This window comes from Janibacter alkaliphilus, assembly GCF_013408565.1.
GTDB classification, from domain to species: Bacteria; Actinomycetota; Actinomycetes; order Actinomycetales; family Dermatophilaceae; genus Janibacter; species Janibacter alkaliphilus.
This window is the reverse complement of the sequence record NZ_JACBZX010000001.1, coordinates 1447863-1468548: the sequence shown is the minus strand read 5'-3', so window position 1 is coordinate 1468548 and position 20686 is coordinate 1447863. Positions and strand designations below refer to the sequence as shown.

Annotated in this window: 21 protein-coding genes; 12 read left to right on the top strand and 9 right to left on the bottom strand. The window is 74.4% G+C overall.

Annotation, left to right across the window (positions count from 1 at the left end; all coding sequences use genetic code 11):
• Nucleotides 1-31: 31 nt before the first annotated feature.
• The 5 genes from BJY28_RS07155 to BJY28_RS07135 all read left to right on the top strand — a co-directional run bounded on the left by BJY28_RS07155 (nucleotide 32) and on the right by BJY28_RS07135 (nucleotide 5148).
• Nucleotides 32-1501, top strand: a complete 1470-nt coding sequence (locus tag BJY28_RS07155) for a trehalose-6-phosphate synthase (RefSeq protein WP_218875238.1) — start codon at nucleotides 32-34, stop codon at nucleotides 1499-1501.
• The gene (gene otsB / locus BJY28_RS07150; RefSeq protein ID WP_179462398.1) at nucleotides 1498-2280 is read left to right on the top strand and encodes a trehalose-phosphatase; all 783 of its coding nucleotides are present in this window, start codon (nucleotides 1498-1500) and stop codon (nucleotides 2278-2280) included. The genes BJY28_RS07155 and otsB overlap by 4 nt, the downstream gene beginning before the upstream one ends.
• A 153-nt stretch (nucleotides 2281-2433) precedes the next feature.
• Nucleotides 2434-3150 carry an ABC transporter ATP-binding protein gene (locus BJY28_RS07145; RefSeq protein ID WP_179462397.1) on the top strand — a complete coding sequence of 239 codons (717 nt, stop codon included), beginning with the start codon at nucleotides 2434-2436 and terminating at the stop codon, nucleotides 3148-3150.
• A 16-nt stretch (nucleotides 3151-3166) separates the two neighbouring features.
• Nucleotides 3167-4417, top strand: coding sequence for a DUF4032 domain-containing protein (locus tag BJY28_RS07140; protein ID WP_179462396.1), 1251 nt, complete (start codon nucleotides 3167-3169; stop codon nucleotides 4415-4417).
• The gene (locus BJY28_RS07135) at nucleotides 4414-5148 is read left to right on the top strand and encodes an RDD family protein (RefSeq protein WP_179462395.1); all 735 of its coding nucleotides are present in this window, start codon (nucleotides 4414-4416) and stop codon (nucleotides 5146-5148) included. Before BJY28_RS07140 ends, BJY28_RS07135 begins: the two co-directional genes overlap by 4 nt.
• Nucleotides 5149-5169: 21 nt before the next feature.
• On the opposite strand, the gene BJY28_RS07130 is transcribed toward BJY28_RS07135, so the two are convergent.
• Genes BJY28_RS07130 through cysS form a run of 4 tightly spaced genes read right to left on the bottom strand, consistent with a single transcriptional unit; the run spans nucleotide 5170 to nucleotide 8689 of the window.
• Nucleotides 5170-5829, bottom strand: coding sequence for a hypothetical protein (locus BJY28_RS07130; protein ID WP_179462394.1), 660 nt, complete (start codon nucleotides 5827-5829; stop codon nucleotides 5170-5172).
• A complete protein-coding gene (locus tag BJY28_RS07125) occupies nucleotides 5826-6305 on the bottom strand; it encodes a hypothetical protein (protein ID WP_179462393.1) in 480 nt (159 codons plus the stop codon). Before BJY28_RS07125 ends, BJY28_RS07130 begins: the two co-directional genes overlap by 4 nt.
• Nucleotides 6302-7255: a 23S rRNA (guanosine(2251)-2'-O)-methyltransferase RlmB gene (gene rlmB / locus BJY28_RS07120; RefSeq protein WP_179462392.1), complete on the bottom strand. Its 954-nt coding sequence runs from the start codon at nucleotides 7253-7255 to the stop codon at nucleotides 6302-6304. Before rlmB ends, BJY28_RS07125 begins: the two co-directional genes overlap by 4 nt.
• Nucleotides 7256-8689 carry a cysteine--tRNA ligase gene (gene cysS / locus BJY28_RS07115; RefSeq protein ID WP_179462391.1) on the bottom strand — a complete coding sequence of 478 codons (1434 nt, stop codon included), beginning with the start codon at nucleotides 8687-8689 and terminating at the stop codon, nucleotides 7256-7258.
• 269 nt (nucleotides 8690-8958) lie between these two features.
• On the opposite strand from cysS, the gene BJY28_RS07110 reads away from it, so the two are divergent.
• Nucleotides 8959-9591: a TetR/AcrR family transcriptional regulator gene (locus BJY28_RS07110; protein ID WP_179462390.1), complete on the top strand. Its 633-nt coding sequence runs from the start codon at nucleotides 8959-8961 to the stop codon at nucleotides 9589-9591.
• 7 nt (nucleotides 9592-9598) lie between these two features.
• Here the strand turns inward: BJY28_RS07110 and ptsP are convergent, their stop codons facing one another.
• Nucleotides 9599-11296 (bottom strand): phosphoenolpyruvate--protein phosphotransferase, encoded by a 1698-nt coding sequence (gene ptsP, locus BJY28_RS07105; RefSeq protein ID WP_179462389.1) that lies wholly within the window; start codon nucleotides 11294-11296, stop codon nucleotides 9599-9601.
• A 202-nt stretch (nucleotides 11297-11498) separates the two neighbouring features.
• Here ptsP and BJY28_RS07100 point away from each other — a divergent pair, with 202 nt between their 5' ends.
• From BJY28_RS07100 to BJY28_RS07085, 4 genes are all read left to right on the top strand, one after another.
• Nucleotides 11499-12266: a DeoR family transcriptional regulator gene (locus tag BJY28_RS07100; protein WP_179462388.1), complete on the top strand. Its 768-nt coding sequence runs from the start codon at nucleotides 11499-11501 to the stop codon at nucleotides 12264-12266.
• Complete coding sequence (locus BJY28_RS07095; protein WP_179462387.1) at nucleotides 12263-13246, top strand: hexose kinase; 984 nt, start codon at nucleotides 12263-12265, stop codon at nucleotides 13244-13246. Before BJY28_RS07100 ends, BJY28_RS07095 begins: the two co-directional genes overlap by 4 nt.
• A 103-nt stretch (nucleotides 13247-13349) precedes the next feature.
• Nucleotides 13350-15491 (top strand): PTS fructose transporter subunit IIABC, encoded by a 2142-nt coding sequence (locus BJY28_RS07090; protein WP_179462386.1) that lies wholly within the window; start codon nucleotides 13350-13352, stop codon nucleotides 15489-15491.
• Between the two features lie 16 nt (nucleotides 15492-15507).
• Nucleotides 15508-15768: an HPr family phosphocarrier protein gene (locus tag BJY28_RS07085; protein ID WP_179462385.1), complete on the top strand. Its 261-nt coding sequence runs from the start codon at nucleotides 15508-15510 to the stop codon at nucleotides 15766-15768.
• A gap of 121 nt (nucleotides 15769-15889) precedes the next feature.
• Here the strand turns inward: BJY28_RS07085 and BJY28_RS07080 are convergent, their stop codons facing one another.
• Both BJY28_RS07080 and BJY28_RS07075 read right to left on the bottom strand, forming a co-directional pair.
• Nucleotides 15890-16519, bottom strand: a complete 630-nt coding sequence (locus BJY28_RS07080) for an MBL fold metallo-hydrolase (RefSeq protein ID WP_179462384.1) — start codon at nucleotides 16517-16519, stop codon at nucleotides 15890-15892.
• Complete coding sequence (locus BJY28_RS07075; protein ID WP_179462383.1) at nucleotides 16519-17607, bottom strand: S-(hydroxymethyl)mycothiol dehydrogenase; 1089 nt, start codon at nucleotides 17605-17607, stop codon at nucleotides 16519-16521. Before BJY28_RS07075 ends, BJY28_RS07080 begins: the two co-directional genes overlap by 1 nt.
• 188 nt (nucleotides 17608-17795) lie before the next feature.
• Here BJY28_RS07075 and BJY28_RS07070 point away from each other — a divergent pair, with 188 nt between their 5' ends.
• Entirely contained in the window at nucleotides 17796-18512 is a 717-nt protein-coding gene (locus BJY28_RS07070) for a type 1 glutamine amidotransferase (RefSeq protein WP_179462382.1), read from the top strand.
• A gap of 50 nt (nucleotides 18513-18562) precedes the next feature.
• On the opposite strand, the gene ispF is transcribed toward BJY28_RS07070, so the two are convergent.
• Entirely contained in the window at nucleotides 18563-19051 is a 489-nt protein-coding gene (gene ispF, locus BJY28_RS07065) for a 2-C-methyl-D-erythritol 2,4-cyclodiphosphate synthase (protein ID WP_179462381.1), read from the bottom strand.
• Nucleotides 19052-19119: 68 nt separating this feature from the next.
• On the opposite strand from ispF, the gene BJY28_RS07060 reads away from it, so the two are divergent.
• Nucleotides 19120-19422: a YdeI/OmpD-associated family protein gene (locus BJY28_RS07060; protein WP_179462380.1), complete on the top strand. Its 303-nt coding sequence runs from the start codon at nucleotides 19120-19122 to the stop codon at nucleotides 19420-19422.
• Nucleotides 19423-19537: 115 nt separating this feature from the next.
• Here the strand turns inward: BJY28_RS07060 and BJY28_RS07055 are convergent, their stop codons facing one another.
• Nucleotides 19538-20686: a uroporphyrinogen-III synthase gene (locus BJY28_RS07055; protein WP_179462379.1), complete on the bottom strand. Its 1149-nt coding sequence runs from the start codon at nucleotides 20684-20686 to the stop codon at nucleotides 19538-19540.

Sequence of the window (20686 nt, the reverse complement as noted above, 5' to 3'; positions counted from 1 at the left end):
GGGGATCACCCGCACGACAAGGAGCCCACCCGTGACCACCCGTCGCACCTACGACCTGGTCATCGCCGCCAACCGCCTCCCGGTCGACCGGGTGAGCACCCCCGAGGGCAGCGTCTGGCGCCGCTCCCCCGGGGGCCTGGTCACCGCCATGGACTCGGTGATGAGCGACCGCGAGGGGGCCTGGGTCGGCTGGGCCGGCGAGCCCGGCGAGGCGCCGGCGCCCTTCGCCGACAAGGGCATGTGGCTGCACCCGGTGGCCCTGTCCGCCGAGGAGATCCAGCTCTACTACGAGGGCTTCAGCAACGACACGCTGTGGCCGATCTACCACGACGTCATCGTCCCGGCGCGCTTCCACCGGGCCTGGTGGCAGGCCTACGAGCGGGTGAACCAGCGCTTCGCCGAGCAGATCTGCGAGGTCGCCGCGCCGGGCGCCAAGGTGTGGGTGCACGACTATCAGCTGCAGCTCGTCCCCGCCCTGGTGCGCCGGCTGCGGCCGGACGTGCGGATCGGCTGGTTCGACCACATCCCCTTCCCCCCGGTGGAGCTCTTCGCCCAGCTGCCCTGGCGCGCCCAGATCCTCGAGGGGCTGCTCGGGGCGGACTACCTCGGCTTCCAGCGGGTGGCCGACGCGCAGAACTTCGTGCGGGCCTGCCGCCGGCTCATCGGCGCCACGACGAAGGGGGAGACCGTCACCGTCGCCGACGAGGCCGGGCAGCGGGTGGTGCGGGCCAGCGCGGTGCCGATCAGCATCGACTACCGCGGCCTGGAGAGGCTGGCCAAGGAGCCGGCCGTGCAGGAGCGGGCCGAGGAGATCCGGCACTCCCTCGGCGACCCCGGGGTGGTCCTGCTCGGCGTCGACCGGCTGGACTACACCAAGGGCATCCGGCACCGGCTCAAGGCCTACGAGGAGCTGCTCGAGGACGGCGTCATCAGCCCGCCGGACGTCACCTTCGTCCAGGTGGCCACGCCCAGCCGGGAGCGGGTCGAGGCGTACAAGGAGCTGCGCACCGAGGTGGAGCGCACCGTCGGGCGGATCAACGGCACCCACTCGGCGATCGGCTCGCCGGCGGTGCACTACCTGCACCAGTCCTACCCGCGGGAGGAGATGGCCGCGCTCTTCCAGGCCGCCGACGTCATGCTGGTCACCCCGCTGCGCGACGGGATGAACCTCGTCGCCAAGGAGTACGTCACCTGCCGTCACGACGACGGCGGCGCGCTGGTGCTCTCCGAGTTCACCGGCGCCTACCACGAGCTGCACCAGGCGTTCGTGTGCAACCCGCACGACATCGAGGGGCTGAAGCAGACGATCGTCCGGGCGGTGCGCACCGACGAGAGCAGCCGCCGCCGCTACATGCGCGCGCTGCGGCGTCGGGTGGCCGACCACGACGTGCAGCGCTGGGCGGACCGCTTCCTCACCAACCTCGAGCAGGCCCCGCAGCGGCCGGGCACCGCGACGGCCAGCGACGCCGGGACCGCCGCGACGACGGGTGGAGAGCGGTGAGCGCCACCCCGGCGGCCGAGCTGGAGCGCGCCCTGGCCAGGGTCGCCGCCGCGGAGACGCTGCTCGTGGCCACCGACTTCGACGGGGTGCTGGCCCCCTTCGTCCTCGACCCGCTGGACGCCCGCCCGCAGGCGGGCACCGTCGAGGACCTGCTGGCCCTCGGCGAGCGCCCCGGCACCTGGGTGGCGGTGGTCTCGGGGCGCGACCTGGAGACCCTCAGCACGCTCACCGGGCTGCAGGGCGAGCGTGGCGCCGCGGTCACCCGGATCGGCAGCCACGGGGCGCAGAGCAGCCGCGACGACGGCTTCGGGCTCACCGACGACCAGCAGCAGCTGCTGGCGGCGCTCACCGACGAGGTCGAGGCGGCGGTGGCCGAGGCCGGCCGCCCGATCCGGCTGGAGCACAAGCCCTCTGCCGTGGTGGTCCACTCCCGCGGGCAGGACGAGGTGGGAGCCCAGCAGGCCCAGGAGATCGCGGAGCGAGCCGCGGCCCGCGACGGGGTGCGGCTCATGGCCGGCAAGGGGATCTTCGAGCTCACCGTCGTCCCGGCCGACAAGGGCAGCGCGCTGCGGCGGCTGACCGACGAGCTCGGGGTCGCCGCCACCGTCTACCTGGGCGACGACGTCACCGACGAGCACGCCTTCGCCGTGCTCGGACCGGACGACCTGGGGATCAAGGTCGGCGACGGCGAGACCGCGGCCGGCCACCGGGTGGCCACCACCGAGGACGTGCCGGCGGTGCTGCGCCGGCTGCGGGAGCTGCGGGCCGGGTCCGGCTGAGCCGGCGGGGCGGCGCCGATCCGAGCGGCCCGGCCAGCCGGAGAGAGGCGCACGTCACGCCTGGTGGTCGGGGGGCGCCGCCGGGGTGGGCCGCGTACGGTGGGGGCAACCGCGAGCGACGTCGCCGCGCCGAGACGGGAACGAGGGCCGAGGATGGCAGCAGTCACCTTCGACGGGGTGACCCTGACCTACCCCGGCCTCGACGTGCCGGCCGTGGGCGACCTGCACCTCGAGGTCGCCGACGGCGAGCTGCTCGTGCTGGCCGGTCCGGCCGGGTGCGGCCGCTCCACCACGCTGCGGCTGCTCGCCGGGCTCGAGGAGGTCGACGCCGGCCGGGTGCTGCTCGACGGCCAGGACGTCACCCGGCTCTCCTCGCGGGAGCGGGACGTGGCGATGGTGCTGCAGAGCTACGCGCTCTACCCGCACCTCACGGTCGGCGACAACCTCGGCTTCGCCATGCGGGTGGCCGGGATCGACGACGACGAGGTGGCCCGGCGGGTCGCCGAGGCCGCCGAGGTGCTGGACCTGACCGACCAGCTCGACCAGACCCCCGCCGAGCTGACCCGGGACCTGCGCCACCGGGTGGCGATGGGCCGGGCGATCGTGCGCGCCCCGCAGGTCTTCATCATGGACGACCCGCTGGTGACCCTGGACCCAGCCGTGCGCGCGGCGACCCGCGACCAGCTCTCCGCGCTGCAGCGCCGGCTGGGCGTGACCACGCTGTACGCCACCAGCCAGCCGGACGAGGCGCTGGCGATCGGCGACCGGGTCGCGGTGCTGCGCGACGGGGTGCTGCAGCAGTGCGACACCCCGCAGCGGCTGCGGGAGGCGCCGGCGAACCCCTTCGTCGCCGCCTACCTGGGGGTCTGAGGGCACACTGGGGGGCATGTCCTTGCAGATCTCCTCGGCCGGACCCGACTCCGCCCTGCTCGACCTGCCGTGGTCGGTGCCGCTCGAGGACTGGCCCGAGGAGCGGCTGGCCGCCCTGCCCCGCGGCATCTCCCGGCACGTGGTCCGCTTCGCCAAGCTCTCCGGCGGGGTGGTCGCGGTCAAGGAGATCAAGGCCGAGCTGGCCCGCTCGGAGTACCGGATGCTGCGCGCCCTGGAGCGTCTCGGGGAGCCGTGCGTGCACCCGATCGGGGTGGTCACCGGGCGCACCGACGCCGACGGCGAGCCGCTGGACGCCTGCCTGGTCACCCGGCACCTGCAGTTCTCGCTGCCCTACCGGGTGGTGGTCAGCCAGCATCTGCGGGCCGACACGGCCACCCGGGTCATCGACGCCCTGGCGGTGCTGCTGGTGCGGCTGCACCTCATCGGCTTCTGGTGGGGCGACGTCTCGCTGAGCAACGTCCTCTTCCGCCGCGACGCCGGCTCCTACTCCGCCTACCTCGTCGACGCCGAGACCGGTGAGCTGCACGACAGCCTCAGCGACGGCCAGCGCGAGCACGACCTGGACATCGCCCAGGTCAACATCGCCGGCGAGTTCATGGACCTGGCCGCCGCCGGCGTGCTGCCCGAGGACGTCGACCCGATCACCACGGCGCACGAGATCATCACCCGCTACCGCAGCCTGTGGGACGAGCTGACCGGCGACGAGTGGTTCGAGGCCGGCGAGCGCTGGCGGGTGGACGAGCGGATCCGCCGGCTGAACGCGCTGGGCTTCGACGTCGACGAGCTGGAGATCTCCACCGACCTCGACGGCACCTCGGTGCGGATCCAGCCGAAGGTCGTCGAGGCCGGGCACCACAGCCGGCGGCTGATGCGGATCACCGGGCTGGACGTCGAGGAGAACCAGGCGCGGCGGCTGCTCAACGACCTCGACGCCTACCGGGCGGCCACCGACCGTCAGGGCGAGGACGAGGCGATCGTCGCCGGGGACTGGCTGCGTCAGGTCTACGAGCCGATGAGCCGGGCGATCCCGCCGGGGATGCGCGCCAAGCTGGAGCCGGCCGAGGTCTTCCACGAGATCCTCGAGCACCGGTGGTACATGGCCGAGCGGCTGGGGCACGATGTGCCCATCGAGGACGCCATCACCGAGTACGTCCGTGACGTGCTGCCGGAGAAGCCGGACGAGGCCGCGGTGCTGGGCACCGACGCCCGCTACCTGCCGCCGGACACCGAGGAAGGACGCGCATGAGCAGCACCCCTGGTCCCCCGGAGGGCCCGCCCCCGCAGTGGCCGCCGCCCCAGGGACCGCCGCAGGGCACGCCCGCGCCGCAGGGTCGTCGCCCGCCGGAGCCCGCGCCCGCGCACCCGTCGCCGCAGCACCCGGGCGCCGCTCACGGCTACCCCGGGCCCTACGGCTACAACCCCTACGTCGTCCCCTCCCCCGGCGACGACCCGAACCGCCCAGGCTCGCGGGCGTGGGTGGAGCAGCGCTACGGGCCGGTCACCGACTTCAGCGACCGGGTGCTGCCGCGGCTCATCGACCAGGTCCTCGCCAGCGTCCCCACGGCGATCCTCCTCACGGTCGGGGCGGTCCTCTTCGTCGTCGGCCTGCCCGACTACGAGCCGTGCTCCTACGGCAGCATGACCGACTGCGAGGTCCCCGGCACCGGCAGCAGCGCGATGTGGATCACCGGCATCGTGCTCATCGCCGTCAGCTCGCTGCTCATCTACGTCGTGTGGTTCTGGAACCGGATCTGGCGGGTCTCGCGCACCGGGCAGAGCATCGGTCGCCGGGTCACCGGGCTGAAGGTGGTCAACGCCGCGGACGGCGGGCGGCCGACCCTCGGTGCCATGGTGCTGCGCGAGCTGCTGGTGCTCATGCTGGGCATCGTCGACTGGATCTGGATGCTCTTCGACGCCGACCGGCGGACCCTGGGCGACATCGTCGCCAAGACCGCGGTGGTGCGCACCGAGCGCTGAGCGCGCGCCTGCGGGTCGGCCTCAGCCGCGCTCCAGGGCCTTCGCCTCGAACCAGCGGGACGAGGCCGGCAGCCACAGCAGCACCACGGCGGCGATCCCGCACACGGTGGACAGCGCGCTGAGGATGACCGACTCCCAGCCGGTGGTGTCGATCAGCAGACCGAGGGCCCCGCAGATCATGACGACTCCGGCGAGGGTGGCCAGCACGGTCGCGGTGATCCGGGCCCAGCCCCGACCGCGGGCGAGGAAGGCGGCCAGGCCCCACCACACCGCGGCGAGCACCGCACCGAGGACGACCACGAGGACGACCGCGACGAGGATCGTGCCCTCGGCTGCCGAGTAGCTCATCGGATCCGGCCCCGTGGTCAGGTCCGTGATGAGCTCGTCCCGGGTGTCTCCGGTGGCGGTGACCACGGCGCTGACGATGAAGGAGATCAGCATGAGCACCCCGCCGAGCACGGTGAGCCAGACCGCGGCGGTGGCCGCGCCCGGGCGCGGCCCGGCCTGCGGGCGCGGAGCGCCGTAGGGCTGGGCCCCCCAGGTCTGCATCCCGGGAGCGGGCTGCGGCGGGTAACCCTGCTGCTGCGGGTAACCCTGCTGCGGGTGGCTCTGCTGCGGGCCCTGGTAGGACGGCTGACCCTGGAAGGGATCGGTCGGCGGCGTGGGTCCGGGCTGGGTCACGAGCGAGCCTCCTGGCTGGCGAAGGGGTGGAACCACGGCCGGGTCGCCGGGTGCCAGAGGTAGATCAGGGCGATCGCGCCGACGAGCAGCGCGGCACCGTCGAGGAGCAGCGCGACCAGCGTGGGCGCCTGCAGCAGGGTCAGCCCGTAGGAGATCAGCCCGATGACGAAGAGCGCCGTCGAGGCGAAGCGGGCCCAGGCCCGACCGCGGGTGACGAAGTGCGCCAGGACCAGCCACAGCAGCACCGCGAGCAGGCCCATCACGACCGCGTAGACGGCGCCGACGGAGACCGCGTTGTCGACGTCCGAGGCGGTGTAGCTCGCGCCGGTCTCCTCGAAGGCCTGCTCGGCGAGCTCCCGGCTGCGTCCCAGCAGCAGCGGCGCGGCGACCGCGCCGAGCAGCGAGAAGCCGGCCCCGACGCGCATCAGCGTGGCCGCGATCTGCACCTGCCGCGGCCCGCCCTGGTCGGTGCTCATCGGCCGGACCGGCGCCGGGCCACCTCGTAGAGCGAGACCCCGGCGGCGACCCCGGCGTTGAGCGACTCGACGCTGCTGCTCATCGGCACCGAGACCACCTGGTCGCAGGTCTCGCGCACCAGACGGGAGAGCCCCTTGCCCTCGGAGCCGAGGACGAGCACCAACGGCCCGGTGGCCAGCTCCAGGTCCGGCAGCGAGACGTCGCCGTCCATGTCCAGCCCGGCGACGAAGACCCCCGCCTTCTGGTAGTCCTGCAGCGCCTGGGTGAGGTTGCTCGCCTGGGCTACCGGGACCCGCGCGGCGGCGCCCGCCGAGGTCTTCCACGCCGAGGCGGTCATCCCGGCCGAGCGGCGCCCCGGGACCAGCACCCCGTGCCCGCCGAAGGCGGCGACCGAGCGGACCACCGCCCCGAGGTTGCGCGGGTCGGTGATCCCGTCGAGCGCCACCACCAGGGGATCCTCACCGGCATCGGCCGCGGCGGCCAGCAGGTCGCGCGGGTGCGCGTAGTCGTAGGGCGGCACCTGGATCGCCAGCCCCTGGTGCACCGCGCCGTCGGTGAGCCGGTCGAGCTCCTGGCGCGGCACCTCCAGGACCTCCAGGCCGCGGTCCAAGACGACCTTGAGCGCCTCCTTGACCCGGTCGTCGCTGTCCACCCGGTGGGCCAGGTAGACGGTCTGCACCGGGATACCGGCACGCAGCGCCTCCAGCACGGAGTTGCGCCCGGCGACCATCTCGGTGCTGCCCCCGCGGCGCCGGCCGCCGCCGGCCGGCGGGCGCGAGCCCGAGGACGTGCCGCTGCGGTAGGCCTTGTGGTTGGGCCGGTCGGCCGCCTTCGGCGTCGGGCCCTTGCCCTCCAGGCCACGGCGGCGCTGCCCGCCGGAGCCGACGGTCGCCCCCTTCTTGCTGCCGGTGCGGCGGACCGCTCCCTTGCGCTGGCTGTTGCCGGCCATCTACTGCTCCTTCTTCGCCAGCGACCAGGTGGCCCCGGTGGCGGTGTCGGCCACCGCGACCCCGGCCTCGGCGAGGCCGTCACGGATGGCGTCGGCGGTCGCGTAGTCCCGCGCCGCGCGGGCCGAGGCCCGGGCCTCGACCTGCATCTGCACCAGGACGTCCAGCGCCGCGGTCAGGTCGGCCTCGCGGCTGCCGCCGCCCCGGCCCCAGGTCGCCGAGAGCGGGTTGATGCCGAGCACGTCGGTCATCGCCACCACCTGCTCGGCCAGCTGCGCGGCCTCGGCCCGGTCGCCCTCGTCCAGCGCCGTGTTGCCCGCCCGGACCGTCTCGTGGACGACGGCGAGCGCCCCGGCCACGCCCAGGTCGTCGTCCATCGCCGCGGCGAAGCCGTCGGGCAGCGTGACCTCGGGGTCGGCCTCGTGGATCCCGGCCTGCGGCAGCGCGCGCCGCAGGAAGCCCTCGATGCGCTCCACCGCGGCGCCGGCCTCCTCCAGCGAGCCCTCGTGGTACTCGATCATCGAGCGGTAGTGGGCCGCGGTGAGGAAGTAGCGCACGGTCAGCGGGTCGTGCCGGCGCACCAGCTCGCGCACCTCGAGGGAGTTGCCCAGGGACTTGCCCATCTTCTCCCCGCGCACCGTCACCCAGCCGTTGTGCAGCCAGTGCCGGGTGAAGCCGAGCCCCGCGGCCCGCGACTGGGCCTGCTCGTTCTCGTGGTGCGGGAAGCGCAGGTCGATGCCGCCGCCGTGGATGTCGAAGGTGTCGCCGAGGTACTTGCGGGCCATCGCCGAGCACTCCAGGTGCCAGCCGGGGCGGCCGGCGCCGAAGCGGGTGGGCCACGAGGCGGTGTCCGGCTCGCCCTCCTTGTGCCCCTTCCACAGCGCGAAGTCGCGAGGGTCGCGCTTGCCGCGCGGGTCGGCGTCGTCGGCGGCGACCATGTCGTCCAGCGACTGGTGCGAGAGCTCGCCGTAGCCGGGCCAGCTGCGCACGTCGAAGTAGACGTCGCCGCTGCCGTCCTCGGCCGGGTAGGCGTGGCCGGCCTCGACGAGCGCGTCCACCAGGGTGAGCATCTCCGGGACGTGCCCGGTGGCCCGCGGCTCGTAGGTGGCCGGCAGCACGCCGAGGGTGTCCAGCGCCTCCGCGGTGAGCCGCTCGTTGCGGTAGCTCAGCGCCCACCAGTCCTCGCCCTGCTCGGCGGCCCGGACGAGGATCTTGTCGTCGATGTCGGTGACGTTACGGACCATCGTCACCTGGTAGCCGTGGCCGCGGACCAGCCAGCGGCGCAGCACGTCGAAGGCGACGGCGAAGCGCAGGTGGCCGATGTGCGGCGCCCCCTGGGTGGTCAGCCCGCAGATGTACATGCCCACCTGGCCGGGGACCACCGGGACGAAGTCTCGCTGGCTGCGGGTGGCGGTGTCGTAGAGCTGGAGCGTCACCCGCGCAAGGCTACCGGCGCTCCTGACGCGCGCCGTCCTCCGGCGGGCCCCGGGTCGCGGGCGGCGAGGCAGCCGACCGTGCACCGGCCAGACGCAACCCGCCACCCGCTTCCCTCCCCCCGGAGCACCGTCGCCGCGGCAGCGGCACGGACGAGAGCGAGCACCCAGGTGCTGTCCCGGCGTCACGACCGGAGGTCGACGGTGGAGACCGCTATTGTGGAACGGCGATAACCCCCCGGGGCAACTAGCGGTTGCGTTAGGGTGGCACCATGCCTCAGCCCGTCGGCTCGGTGCGCCCCGGCGGGCGGACCGCCCGTACCCGCACCGCGGTCCTCGAAGCGACCCGCGAGGAGCTGCTGCGGGTCGGGTTCGCCGGGCTGACGATCGAGCGGATCGCCCTGCGCGCCGGGGTGCACAAGACGACGATCTACCGGCGCTGGCAGACCCGCGACGGGGTCGTCTCGGACCTGGTCACCGCGCTCGCGGCGGTGCACGTCGTCGTCCCGGACACCGGCTGCTTCGAGCAGGACCTGCGCATCTACGGCCGGTCGCTGGCGGCCACCCTCTCCGGGGACAACGGCCGGATGTTCGCCGAGCTGCTCGCCGCCCGCACCCACGACGAGGGCCTCGACGGGCAGCTGCAGACGATCTTCCGCGAGTGGTACCGGATGGTGCGGGTGGTGGCCGTCCGGGCCGTGGAGCGCGAGCAGCTGCCCGAGGGCACCGAGCCGGACGCGGTGATCCGGTCGGTGGCCGCGCCGATCTACTACCGCCTCATGGTGGACCGCCGCACGCCGGACGAGCCGCTGGGCGAGCATGCCGCCGCGACGACGGTCGCCGCCGCCCGGGCAGGACTCTTCCGCACCGGGCGGCGCCAGGGCGCCCGCGGCACGACCGACTGACCGGCCGTCAGCCGGCGAGCGCCTCGCCGGCGGCCTGACGGGCCTGCGCCGGGGACGCCGCGGCGCTGGCCGCGGACGCTGCCCGACGGCACTGCTCCCGGGAGACCTGGGCGAGCCGGGCGCCCACCCCGGGGACGGCCCCGGCGGCCATGGACAGCGAGGTCACCCCGAGCCCGACGAGCACCGCCGCCAGCGCCGGGTCCGCGGCCGCCTCGCCGCACACCCCGACCGGCTTGCCGACCTGCTGCCCGGCGGCCGCGGTCATCGCGATGAGCCGCAGCACCGCCGGCTGCCAGGGGTCGGTGAGCCCGGCCAGCGAGGGGCTCATCCGGTCGGCGGCCATGGCGTACTGGGAGAGGTCGTTGGTGCCGATCGAGAGGAAGTCGACGTGCGCCAGCACCTGCTCGGCCTGCAGCGCCACCGAGGGCACCTCGACCATGACGCCAGGCTTCATGCCGCGATCGCGGACCAGCCCGGCGAAGCTCTCCGCCTCCTCCGGGGTGGCGATCATCGGCGCCATCACCCAGGTGTCCGCGAGCGGCCGGCTGGCCTGCTCGGCGGCCTGGGCGAGCGCGTCCAGCTGACGGGTGAGCACCCCGGGGTCGAGCGAGGCGATCCGCACCCCGCGCACCCCCAGCGCCGGGTTGGGCTCGTCCGGCTGGGTGATGAAGGCCAGCGGCTTGTCCGAGCCGGCGTCCAGGGTGCGGGTGACCACCTTGCCCTCGGGGAAGGCGGCCAGCACCTCGGCGTAGATCTGCGCCTGCTCCTCGACCGAGGGCTCCTTGTCCCGCCCGAGGAAGCACAGCTCGGTGCGGAAGAGGCCGACCCCCTCGGCCTGGCCACCGGCCGCCTGCCGCGCCGACTCGCCGTGCTGGACGTTGGCCAGGACGTCCACCCGCTCGCCGTCGCTGGTGGCCGCCGGGCCGCGCCAGGCCCGGACCCGCTCGAGCTCCTCGGCCGAGGCCGCGGCCCGGGCCTGCGCCTGCTCGGCGTCGGGCTCGACCTCCATGGTGCCGGTGCCCCCGTCGACGAGCACCATCGCGCCGTCCTCGACCTGCTCGAGGTCGGCCGCGGCGACGACGCAGGGGATGCCCCGCTGGCGGGCGATGATCGAGGTGTGGCTGGTCGGGCCGCCGAGCGAGGTGACCAGGGCGCGCACCAGCTCGGGGTCGAGGTCGGCGGTGTCCGCGGGGGCGAGGTCGTCGGCGAGCAGCACGAAGGGGTGGTCCGGGTGCGGGACGCCGGGCTCGGGCTGCCCCTCCAGCTCGGCGACGACCCGGGAGCGGATGTCCTTGAGGTCGGTGGTGCGCTCGGCCATGAGGCCGCCCGCCTTCTCGAACATCGCCACGAACTGGTCGGTCGCCCCGATCGCCGCCCGGGTGGCGTCCTCGCCCTGCATGACCCGCTTGGTGCCCGCCTTGAGCCAGCCCTTGTCCCGGGCCATCCCGGCGGTGGCGCCGAGCACCTCGGCGGCGACCCCGGTGACCTGGGCGGCGCGCTGCTCCAGCCGCTCGGCGACGGTGGCCGCGGCCTGGGCCAGCCGCTGCGCCTCGGCCTCGCGGTCGGCCTCGGGCACCTCGTCGCTGCGCAGCGCGACCTCCGGCTGCGGCCTGGTCCAGACCGCCTTCGCGTAGGCGACCCCGGGCACCACACCGGTGCCCTGGACGGTCGCTGCGGTGGTCGCGGCTGCTGACGTCGTCGTCATCACGTCTCCTGCGTGTCAGTCCTGCGTGTCAGGGGTGGCGCGCCGTCCCACGGCGCTGTGGCTGATGCCACAATCGTATCCGTCCATCCTTGACAAAGCCACAGATCCGGGCATAGAACTTAGGCGAAGTCCACACGATCGGGCAGGTTCAGCCGGGTCGGTGGAGTTCGTCAGAGCCGACCGGGCAGCGCAAGGAGGCGTCGTGTTCGCCGACGAGAGGCAGCAGCTGATCGCCGACCTGGCGCGCCGCGACGGCCGGGTCGTGGTGACCACCCTGGCCGCCGAGCTGGACGTCGCCCCGGAGACCGTGCGCCGCGACCTGGACGCGCTGGCCACCCAGGGCCTGGTCCGCCGGGTGCACGGCGGCGCCGTGCCGGTCGACGAGACCTCCGGCAGCGAGGCCCCGGTCGCCCAGCGCGCGCTGGAGCACGCCGAGGCCAAGACCCGGATCGCCCGCACCGCGCTGAGCCTGCTCCCCGAGGGACGCTCCTCGGTCGTCCTGGACGCGGGGACCACCACCGCCCAGCTGGCCGAGGTGCTGCCGGCCCGCTCCGAGCTGCTCGTCGTCACCAACGCCGTGCCGATCGCCGCCCGGCTCGGGGTGACCCACCCCGGCGAGGTGCACCTGCTCGGTGGCCGCGTCCGCGGGGTCACCCAGGCCACCGTCGGCGAGACCGGGGTGCGCCAGCTGGAGCGGCTGCGGACCGACGTCGCCTTCCTCGGATCGGACGGGATCACCGTCGAGCACGGCCTGTCCACCCCCGACCAGAGCGAGGCGTCGGTCAAGCGCGCGATGCACCGCAGCGCGCGCTCGGTGGTCGCGCTCGTCGACTCCTCGAAGATCGGACGTGAGCTCTTGCACTGCTTCGCCCGCCTGGACGACGTGGACGTCGTCGTCACCGACACCGGCATCGACGCCCGGGCGCTGGCCGCCCTGGAGCAGACCGGCGTGCGGGTGATGACGGCGTGATCACCACCTTCACCGCCAACCCCAGCGTCGACCGGGCCGCCTCGCTGCCCGGCGAGCTGGTCCGCGGCGGCGTGCTGCGCCTCGGCGACGTCCGCGACGACCCCGGGGGGAAGGGGGTCAACGTCGCCAAGGTGATCACCATGGCCGGGGTGGAGGCCACCGCGGTGCTGCCGATGGGAGCCCAGGACCCGCTGCGCCCGCTGCTGCAGCAGGCCGGGGTGCGCGCCGCCGAGCACACCACCGAGCACCCGGTCCGGACCAACCTGACGATCACCGAGCCGGACGGCACCACCACCAAGCTCAACGAGCCCGGGGCCACCCTCACCGGGTCGGACGTCGCGGCGCTGGAGGAGCTGCTGGTGCAGCAGGCGGCCGGCTCGCGCTGGGTGGCGCTGTGCGGGTCGCTGCCGCCGGGCGCCCCCACCGACTGGTACGCCCGGCTGGTGCCGCGGCTGCGTGCCGCCGGGACCCGCGTGGCCGTGGACACCTCGGACGCGCCGCTGGTGGCGCTGGCCGAGGCCTTCCCCGAGGCGGCGCCGGACCTCATGAAGCCCAACGCCGAGGAGCTCACCCAGCTCGGTGGCGGCGACCCCGAGGAGCTGGAGTCGGCGGCCGCCGCCGGCGACCACGCGCCCACGGTGGCGGCCGCCCGTCGGCTCATGGAGCGCGGGGTCGGCGCCGTGCTGACCACCCTCGGCGGCTCCGGGGCGGTGCTGACCACCGCGGACGGCGCCTGGTTCGCGGCCGCCCCGCGGATCACCGTGCGCAGCACCGTCGGCGCCGGCGACTCGGCGTTGTCCGGCTACCTGCTCGGCTCGCTGCGGGGGCTCGCCGAGCCGCAGCGGCTGGCTCTGGCGGTCGCCTACGGCTCGGCCGCGGCGCAGCTGCCCGGGACCGGGCTGCCCACCCCTGAGCACGCCGGTCTCGCCGGCGACGGCACCGCCACCGACATCACCGCCTCGGCGATCAGCACCGGCTGACCGCTCTCCCGACCGCCGCAGCACCCGACCTCAGCAGCACCCGACCTCACCAGCACCGACCGCAGCACCCGCTCCACCCCGGAGCCGACCCGAGGAGCCCGCCATGACCGAGCAGTCACCGGCACTCATCACCCCCGACCTCGTCCGACTCGACGCCTCCCTGGGCGAGAGCAAGGAGGAGGTGATCGCCGCGCTCGCCGGTCTGGTCGCCGACGCCGGACGGGCCACCTCGACCGACGGGCTCATCGCCGACGCGATGACCCGCGAGGGCAAGTCGCCGACCGGCATGCCCGGCGGCTTCGCCATCCCGCACTGCCGCTCCGCGTCGGTCACCCAGGCCTCGCTCGGCTTCGCCCGGCTCTCCCCCGCCGTCGACTTCGGCGCCAAGGACGGCCCGGCCGACCTCGTCTTCCTCATCGCCGCCCCGGAGGGCGGTGGCAGCGAGCACATGAAGCTGCTGACCAAGCTGGCCCGGGCGCTGGTGAAGAAGGACTTCGTCGCCTCGCTGCGTGAGGCCGGCAGCGACGCCGAGGTGGTCGCCCTCGTCGACGGGGTGATCAACCCCCAGCCCGCCGCCGACGGCGGGAGCACCGCCGCCGGGCAGGGCGCGGGTGCCGCGGGCGACGGCTCGTCCGCAGCCGCGGCTGGTGGCGCAGCTGGTGGTGGTGCTGCCGCCGGCACGGCTGCCGGGGACGGTGGCACCTCCGGAGGCGACGGCGGACGGCGCCGCTCGATCGTCGCGGTGACCGCCTGCCCGACCGGGATCGCGCACACCTACATGGCCGCGGACTACCTCACCGACAAGGGCACCGAGAAGGGCGTGGACGTCCACGTCGAGCCGCAGGGCAGCTCGACCACCCAGGCGCTGACCCAGGCGCAGATCGACGCCGCCGACGCGGTCATCTTCGCCACCGACGTCGGCGTCAAGGGCAAGGACCGCTTCGCCGGCAAGCCGGTCATCGAGTCCGGGGTGAAGCGGGCGATCAACGAGCCCGGCGAGATGATCGACGAGGCGCTGGCCGCGGCCGACGACCCCTCCTCGCGGAAGGTCGCCGCCGGCAGCGGCCGGGACGACTCCGCCACGGCCGGTGGCGGCGCCGGGCTCGGCTGGGGCAAGCGGATCCAGCAGGCGCTGATGACCGGGGTCAGCTACATGATCCCCTTCGTCGCCGCCGGCGGTCTGCTCATCGCCCTGGGCTTCCTCTTCGGCGGGTACGACATCACCGACATTGCCGCCGACATCGTTGCCGACAGCTCACTGACCAACCTGCCCGAGGCGGGCGGGAACGCCCTCTTCGGCTCGGCCCTCCTCACCTACCTCGGGGCGATCCTCTACACGCTGGGGTCGTTGGCGTTCAGCTTCCTCGTCCCGGCGCTGGCCGGCTACATCGCCTTCGGCCTCGCCGACCGGCCCGGCATCGCCCCCGGCTTTGTCGCCGGCGCGGTCGCCGTGGCCACCGGGGCAGGCTTCATCGGCGGTCTCGTCGGTGGTCTGCTGGCGGGTCTCGTCGCCTACGGCTTCACCCGGCTGAACCCGCCGCGCTGGCTGGCCGGCCTCATGCCGGTGGTGATCATCCCGCTCTTCACCAGCCTCGTCGTCGGCGGGCTGATGTACCTCTTCCTCGCCCGGCCGCTGGCCTCGGTGACCGAGTGGCTGACCGAGCAGCTCAACGGGATGACCGGCAGCTCGCTGGCCCTGCTCGGGATCATCCTGGGGCTGATGATGTGCTTCGACCTCGGCGGCCCGGTGAACAAGGCGGCTTACCTCTTCGCCACCACCGGCCTGTCGATCGACAACCCGGCCTCGATGAAGATCATGGCCGCGGTGATGGCCGCCGGCATGGTGCCGCCGCTGGCGCTGGCCCTGGCCAGCACCGTGCGCAAGGCGCTCTTCACCGAGCAGGAGCAGGAGAACGGCCGCGCCGCCTGGCTGCTGGGCGCCTCATTCATCTCCGAGGGGGCGATCCCCTTCGCCGCCGCGGACCCGCTGCGAGTGATCCCCTCGATGATGGCCGGCGGCGCCGTCACCGGCGCGCTGTGCATGATCTTCGGCGCCGAGTCGCAGGCCCCGCACGGCGGCATCTTCGTCTTCTTCGCGATCGACCGCTTCCTGCTCTTCGCGCTGGCCATCGCCATCGGTACGGTCGTCGCAGCGGCCGCGGTGATCGCCCTGAAGACGCTGTGGAAGCGGGAGCCGAAGGGCGCCAGCACGAGCACCACCGAGACCGCGACCGTCGCGGCCTGACGAGAAGGAGAAGGACATGCCCAGCCAGAAGGTCGTCGTCGGCTCTGCCGTCGGCCTGCACGCCCGCCCCGCCGGGATCATCGCCGAGAAGGCGGACGAGCTGGACGCCGAGGTCACCCTCGCCGTCGAGGGCGGCGAGCCGGTGGACGCCGCCTCCGCCCTGCTCATCATGACCCTCGGCGCCGAGAAGGGCACCGAGGTCACCGTGGAGTCCGACAGCCAGGACGCGGTGGAGACCATCGCCGCCCTGGTCGCGCAGGACCTCGACGCCGAGTAGTCGCCTCACGCGCTCACGCACACGCACGAACGGGTCGAGGTGATCCGCGCCGTCTCACGCGGCGTGGATCACCTCGACCCGTTCGTCGTCGGTGCGTGGGTGGGTGCTGGTCGGGGTGGGCTCAGTGGCCGCGGTCGAGCCACTCCTGCCGGTGCGGCGCCTCGTCGCCGATGGTGGTGCTGTCGCCGTGCCCGGTGCGCACCTGCGTCTCCGGCGGCAGCCCGAGCAGCCGGTCGGTGATCGACGCCACGATCGTCGGGAAGTCGCTGTAGGAGCGACCGGTCGCGCCGGGACCCCCGTTGAAGAGGGTGTCCCCGGAGAAGAGCACGCCGAGCTCCGGTGCGTAGAGGCAGCAGGCGCCCGGCGAGTGGCCGGGGGTGTGCCGCACCTCGAGCTCGGTGCCGGCGACGGTGATCGTCTGCCCGTCGGTCAGCTCGCCGTCGGGCTGCCGATCGGGATAGGTCATCTCCCACAGCGGCGCCTCGGCCGGGTGCAGCAGGATCGGGGCGACCGAGGCGTCGGCGACCTCGGCGGCCGCGTTCACGTGGTCGTTGTGGGCGTGCGTGCAGACCACGGCGACCACCCGGCGCTCGCCGACCTGCTCCAGGATCGGCGCGGCCTCGTGGCCGGCGTCGATGACGACGACCTCCTCGTCGTCGCCGACCAGCCACACGTTGTTGTCGACCTCCCAGGAGCCGCCGTCCAGCTCGAAGGTGCCCGAGGTGGTCAGGTGCTCGATGCGTGCGGTCATCAGAGCACCACCACCGAGCGGAGCACGTCACCGCCGTGCATCTTGGCGAAGGCGGCCTCGACGTCGCCGAGACCGATCCGCTCGGTGACGAAGGCGTCCAGGTCGAAGCGGCCCTGCTGGTAGAGGTCGACGAGCATCGGGAAGTCGCGGCTGGGCAGGCAGTCGCCGTACCAGCTGGACTTCAGCGCCCCGCCGCGCCCGAACATCTCGATCATCGGCAGGGTCACCTCCTTCTCCGGGGTGGGCACCCCGACGAGCACCAGGGTGCCGGCGAGGTCGCGGGCGTAGAAGGCCTGCTCGTAGGTCTGCGGCAGCCCCACCGCCTCGACGACGACGTCCGCGCCGAAGCCGCCGGTGAGCTCGCGGACCCGCTCGACGACGTCCTCGCTGCTGGCGTCGACGGTGTGGGTGGCGCCGAAGCCCTTCGCCGTCTCGAGCTTGCGGGGGTCGCGGTCCACGGCGACGATCGTCGTCGCCCCGGCCACGTGCGCCCCGGCGATGGCCGCGTCCCCGACGCCGCCGCAGCCGATGACGGCGACCGAGTCGCCGCGGGTGACGCCGCCGGTGTTGACGGCCGCGCCGAAGCCGGCCATGACGCCGCAGCCGAGCAGGCCGACGGCGGCGGCGTCCGCCTCCGGGTCGACCTTGGTGCACTGGCCGGCGGCGACCAGGGTCTTCTCGATGAAGGCGCCGATGCCCAGCGCCGGGGAGAGCTCCTCGCCGGTGTCGGCGAGGGTCATCTTCTGCTCGGCGTTGTGGGTGGCGAAGCAGTACCAGGGCTTGCCCTTGGCGCAGGCGCGGCACTGGCCGCAGACGGCGCGCCAGTTGAGGACGACGAAGTCGCCCGGGGCGACCTCGGTGACGCCCTCGCCGACGGCCTCGACGACGCCGGCGGCCTCGTGCCCGAGGAGGAACGGGAACTCGTCGTTGATGCCCCCTTCGCGGTAGTGCAGGTCGGTGTGGCAGACCCCGCAGGAGCGGATGTCGACGACGGCCTCACCCGGTCCCGGGTCGGGGACGACGACGTCGAGCAGCTCGACCTCGGCCCCCTTCGTGCGGGCGACGACACCCTTGACGGTCTGCGGCATGACGATCTCCTTCGGCTCGGCGTGCACTCTCCCGCCCCATCCTGCCTTTATCGGGTAACCCGATAAAGGCTCGGTCCCCGGAGAAGGCTTCTCGGGTGAGAGAGAGGTTCTCTGACGTGTCGGCGGCCGGGCTAGTCTCGCCGCATGATCGTCGCTCTCACCCGTGCCGACTCCGTCGAGGTCCGCCGATGAGCACGGTGCTCGTGATCCAGCACCAGGAGACCTGCCCGCCGGCCCGGGTGGGTGCCTGGCTCGAAGGGAGCAGCCTCACCCTCGACGTCCGCCGTCCCGACCTCGGCGACCCCCTCCCCGGGCGCCTCGAGCACGACGGCCTGCTCGTCCTCGGCGGCACCGTGGGCGCCACCGACGACGAGGACGGTCCCTGGCTGCCGGCCACCCGGGCACTGGTCGCGGACGCGGCGGCCCGGTCGCGGCCGGTGCTCGGGATCTGCCTCGGCCACCAGATCGCGGCGGTCGCGCTCGGCGGTCGGATCGGGCGCAACCCGTCCGGGCACACCGTCGGCCTGCACGAGGTGACCCGCACCGCGGCCGGCGAAGGGGGCGGCGACCCGCTGGCCGCGGCGCTGGCGCCCACCTCGGCGGTGCCGCAGTGGAACACCGACGTCGTCCTCGACCTGCCCGACGGCAGCGAGGTGCTGGCCCGCAACGACCTCGGCGACCTCATGATGGTCCGCTTCGCCGCGACGGTCTGGGGCATCCAGGGCCACCCCGAGGCGAGCGCCGACATGCTCGCCGCGTGGGCGACCACGAACCCGCCGCCCGCCGACGTGGACCGTGAGGCGATGCTGCGCCGCGTGACGGAGGGCGCCGACGAGGTCGTCGCGGCCTGGCGACCGGTGGTCGAGGCCTGGGCGGGGCTCGTCGCGGCACCCGCCGGCGGCTGAGCCGCCGTCGGTTGGCCACCGTCGGCTGGCCACCGTCTGCTGACGGCGGCTCAGCCCGCGGCGACGACCAGGGCGGTGGCGATCGCCGCGCACCCCTCGCCCCGCCCGGTGAGCCCGAGACCGTCGGTGGTGGTGCCGCTCACCGACACCGGCGCGCCGCAGGCGGCCGACAGGGCCGCCTCGGCCTCCTCCCGGCGGGTCCCCACCTTCGGCCGGTTGCCGACGACCTGGACCGCCACGTTGCCGATCTCGAAGCCGGCCGCTCGCACCAGGCGTGCGGCCTCGGCCAGCAGGGTCGTCCCGGAGGCGCCGGCCAGCTCGGGCCGGGAGGTGCCGAAGTGGGCGCCGAGGTCGCCGATCCCGGCCGCGGAGAAGAGGGCGTCGCAGCAGGCGTGCGCGGCCACGTCGGCATCGGAGTGCCCGTCCAGCCCGCGCTCCCCGGGCCAGCGCAGACCGGCGACCCACAGCTCACGGGCACTGTCCGCAGGCGCCAGCGCGTGCACGTCGACCCCGACCCCGACCCTCGGCAGCTGCGTCATGCGGGCAGTGTGCCAGCCGGCCGGGCCACGACTGTCCGGGCCGCGGGCCGAGGGGCACACTGGACGGCATGAGCAGCGGCACGAGCGGCGGTGCGAGCAGCGGCACGGGCACGGGCACCCTCAGCGACGGCGCGGTGCACACCCTGCCCGACGACCTTCGCCAGGCCCTCTCCGCCAGCGCCGAGGCCGGTGCAGCGTGGGAGGACATCACCGTGCTCGCGCGCAACGAGTTCATCTGCTGGGTCGAGGACGCCAAGCAGCCGGCGACCCGCGAGCGCCGGGTGCGCCGCACCATCGAGGAGCTCGAGGAGGGCATGCGCCGACCGTGCTGCTGGCCTGGGTGCAGCCACCGCGAGAAGACCGGGCGCTGAGCCGAGACGCGAGCACGCACCAGACGGCCACGTCGCCACCACAAGGTCCACGCAACGACGAAGGACCGGCACCGTCGCCCAGGACCGCGCGCGCAGGCGGTCCGGGGCGACAGTCCTAGGACTGTCCGATCTGGGAGGGGGGTGCGGGGGCGGTGGTTGGCTCGGCCAGCGCGAGCCGGTAGCCGCGCTTGACCACCGTCTGCACCACCCGCTTGTCCTCCAGCGCGGTGCGCAGCCGGCCGACGGCGACCTCCGCGGTGTGCGGGTCCTGCGAGCTGCCGGGCAGCACCTCGAGCACCTCCTCGCGGGTGACCACCGCGCCGCCACGGTCGACGAGCAGCCGCAGCACGGCAAGCGCAGACGGCGACAGCGGCAGCACCCGGTCCTCGAGCAGCGCCACCGAGGAGCGCACGTGCAGCTGACCGGCCACCGTGGTCACCGCGGTCTCCCGGTGCTCCTCGACGTGGTGCACCACCGCGCGCACCAGCGCGCCCAGCCGGCTGCGGTCCGGCACCAGCGGCTCGATCCCCCGCCGCCGCAGCGGCCCGGCCGTCGTCGGCCCCACCGCCGCGTAGGTCACCCGTTCCGCCCCGACGACCTGATCGACCACCCCGATCTCCTCGGCCCGGCGCATCCACGCCTCCGCCGCCGGGGCGGAGGTGAAGAGCACGACGTCCACCTGCCCGGCGGCCACCTGACGGACCCCGTCGTCGACCGCCTGCTGGTCCGGCGGGGGACCCCAGCGGTAGACCTCGACGGCCACCACCTCGGCTCCCGCGGCCGCGACCGCCTCGTCCAGCCCGTCCGCCCCCGCGCCGTGGTGCTGCACCGCCACCCGGCGGCCGCGCACCCCGTCGTCCAGGAGCATCTCGGTGATCTCGGCGGTGGTCTCCGACTCGGCGATCCAGTCCGGGGTGAGCCCGACCGCCTGCGCGGCGCCCTGCGCCTTGGGCCCGCGGACGAGCACCCGGGCACCGGCCAGCACCTCGACCAGCCGCGCCCCCAGCCCGGCCGCGTCGGCCGCCTCCACCCAGGCCCGCAGCCCGATGGCCGTGGTCACCACGACGACGTCCGGGGGCCGGGCGATGAGCTCGCGGGTGCGCTCGACGACCTGCTCGTCCTCGGTGGTCGGGATGATCGTCATCGCCGGGGTGTGCAGCACCCGGGCGCCGCGACGCTCCAGCGCCGCACCGAGGTCGTCGGCGCGGCGGTCGGCGGTGACCAGGGCGGTGACGCCGGCGAGGGCCTGCCCCAGGGCGGCCAC

Excerpts from the sequence above, each read along its gene's own strand:
- BJY28_RS07145 (WP_179462397.1), top strand. The coding sequence starts at position 2,434 with ATGGCAGCAGTCACCTTCGACGGGGTGACCCTGACCTACCCCGGCCTC.
- BJY28_RS07140 (WP_179462396.1), top strand. The coding sequence starts at position 3,167 with ATGTCCTTGCAGATCTCCTCGGCCGGACCCGACTCCGCCCTGCTCGAC.
- BJY28_RS07135 (WP_179462395.1), top strand. The coding sequence starts at position 4,414 with ATGAGCAGCACCCCTGGTCCCCCGGAGGGCCCGCCCCCGCAGTGGCCG.
- BJY28_RS07125 (WP_179462393.1), bottom strand. The coding sequence starts at position 6,305 with ATGAGCACCGACCAGGGCGGGCCGCGGCAGGTGCAGATCGCGGCCACG.
- rlmB (WP_179462392.1), bottom strand. The coding sequence starts at position 7,255 with ATGGCCGGCAACAGCCAGCGCAAGGGAGCGGTCCGCCGCACCGGCAGC.
- BJY28_RS07110 (WP_179462390.1), top strand. The coding sequence starts at position 8,959 with ATGCCTCAGCCCGTCGGCTCGGTGCGCCCCGGCGGGCGGACCGCCCGT.
- ptsP (WP_179462389.1), bottom strand. The coding sequence starts at position 11,296 with ATGACGACGACGTCAGCAGCCGCGACCACCGCAGCGACCGTCCAGGGC.
- BJY28_RS07090 (WP_179462386.1), top strand. The coding sequence starts at position 13,350 with ATGACCGAGCAGTCACCGGCACTCATCACCCCCGACCTCGTCCGACTC.
- BJY28_RS07085 (WP_179462385.1), top strand. The coding sequence starts at position 15,508 with ATGCCCAGCCAGAAGGTCGTCGTCGGCTCTGCCGTCGGCCTGCACGCC.
- BJY28_RS07080 (WP_179462384.1), bottom strand. The coding sequence starts at position 16,519 with ATGACCGCACGCATCGAGCACCTGACCACCTCGGGCACCTTCGAGCTG.
- BJY28_RS07075 (WP_179462383.1), bottom strand. The coding sequence starts at position 17,607 with ATGCCGCAGACCGTCAAGGGTGTCGTCGCCCGCACGAAGGGGGCCGAG.
- BJY28_RS07070 (WP_179462382.1), top strand. The coding sequence starts at position 17,796 with ATGAGCACGGTGCTCGTGATCCAGCACCAGGAGACCTGCCCGCCGGCC.
- ispF (WP_179462381.1), bottom strand. The coding sequence starts at position 19,051 with ATGACGCAGCTGCCGAGGGTCGGGGTCGGGGTCGACGTGCACGCGCTG.
- BJY28_RS07060 (WP_179462380.1), top strand. The coding sequence starts at position 19,120 with ATGAGCAGCGGCACGAGCGGCGGTGCGAGCAGCGGCACGGGCACGGGC.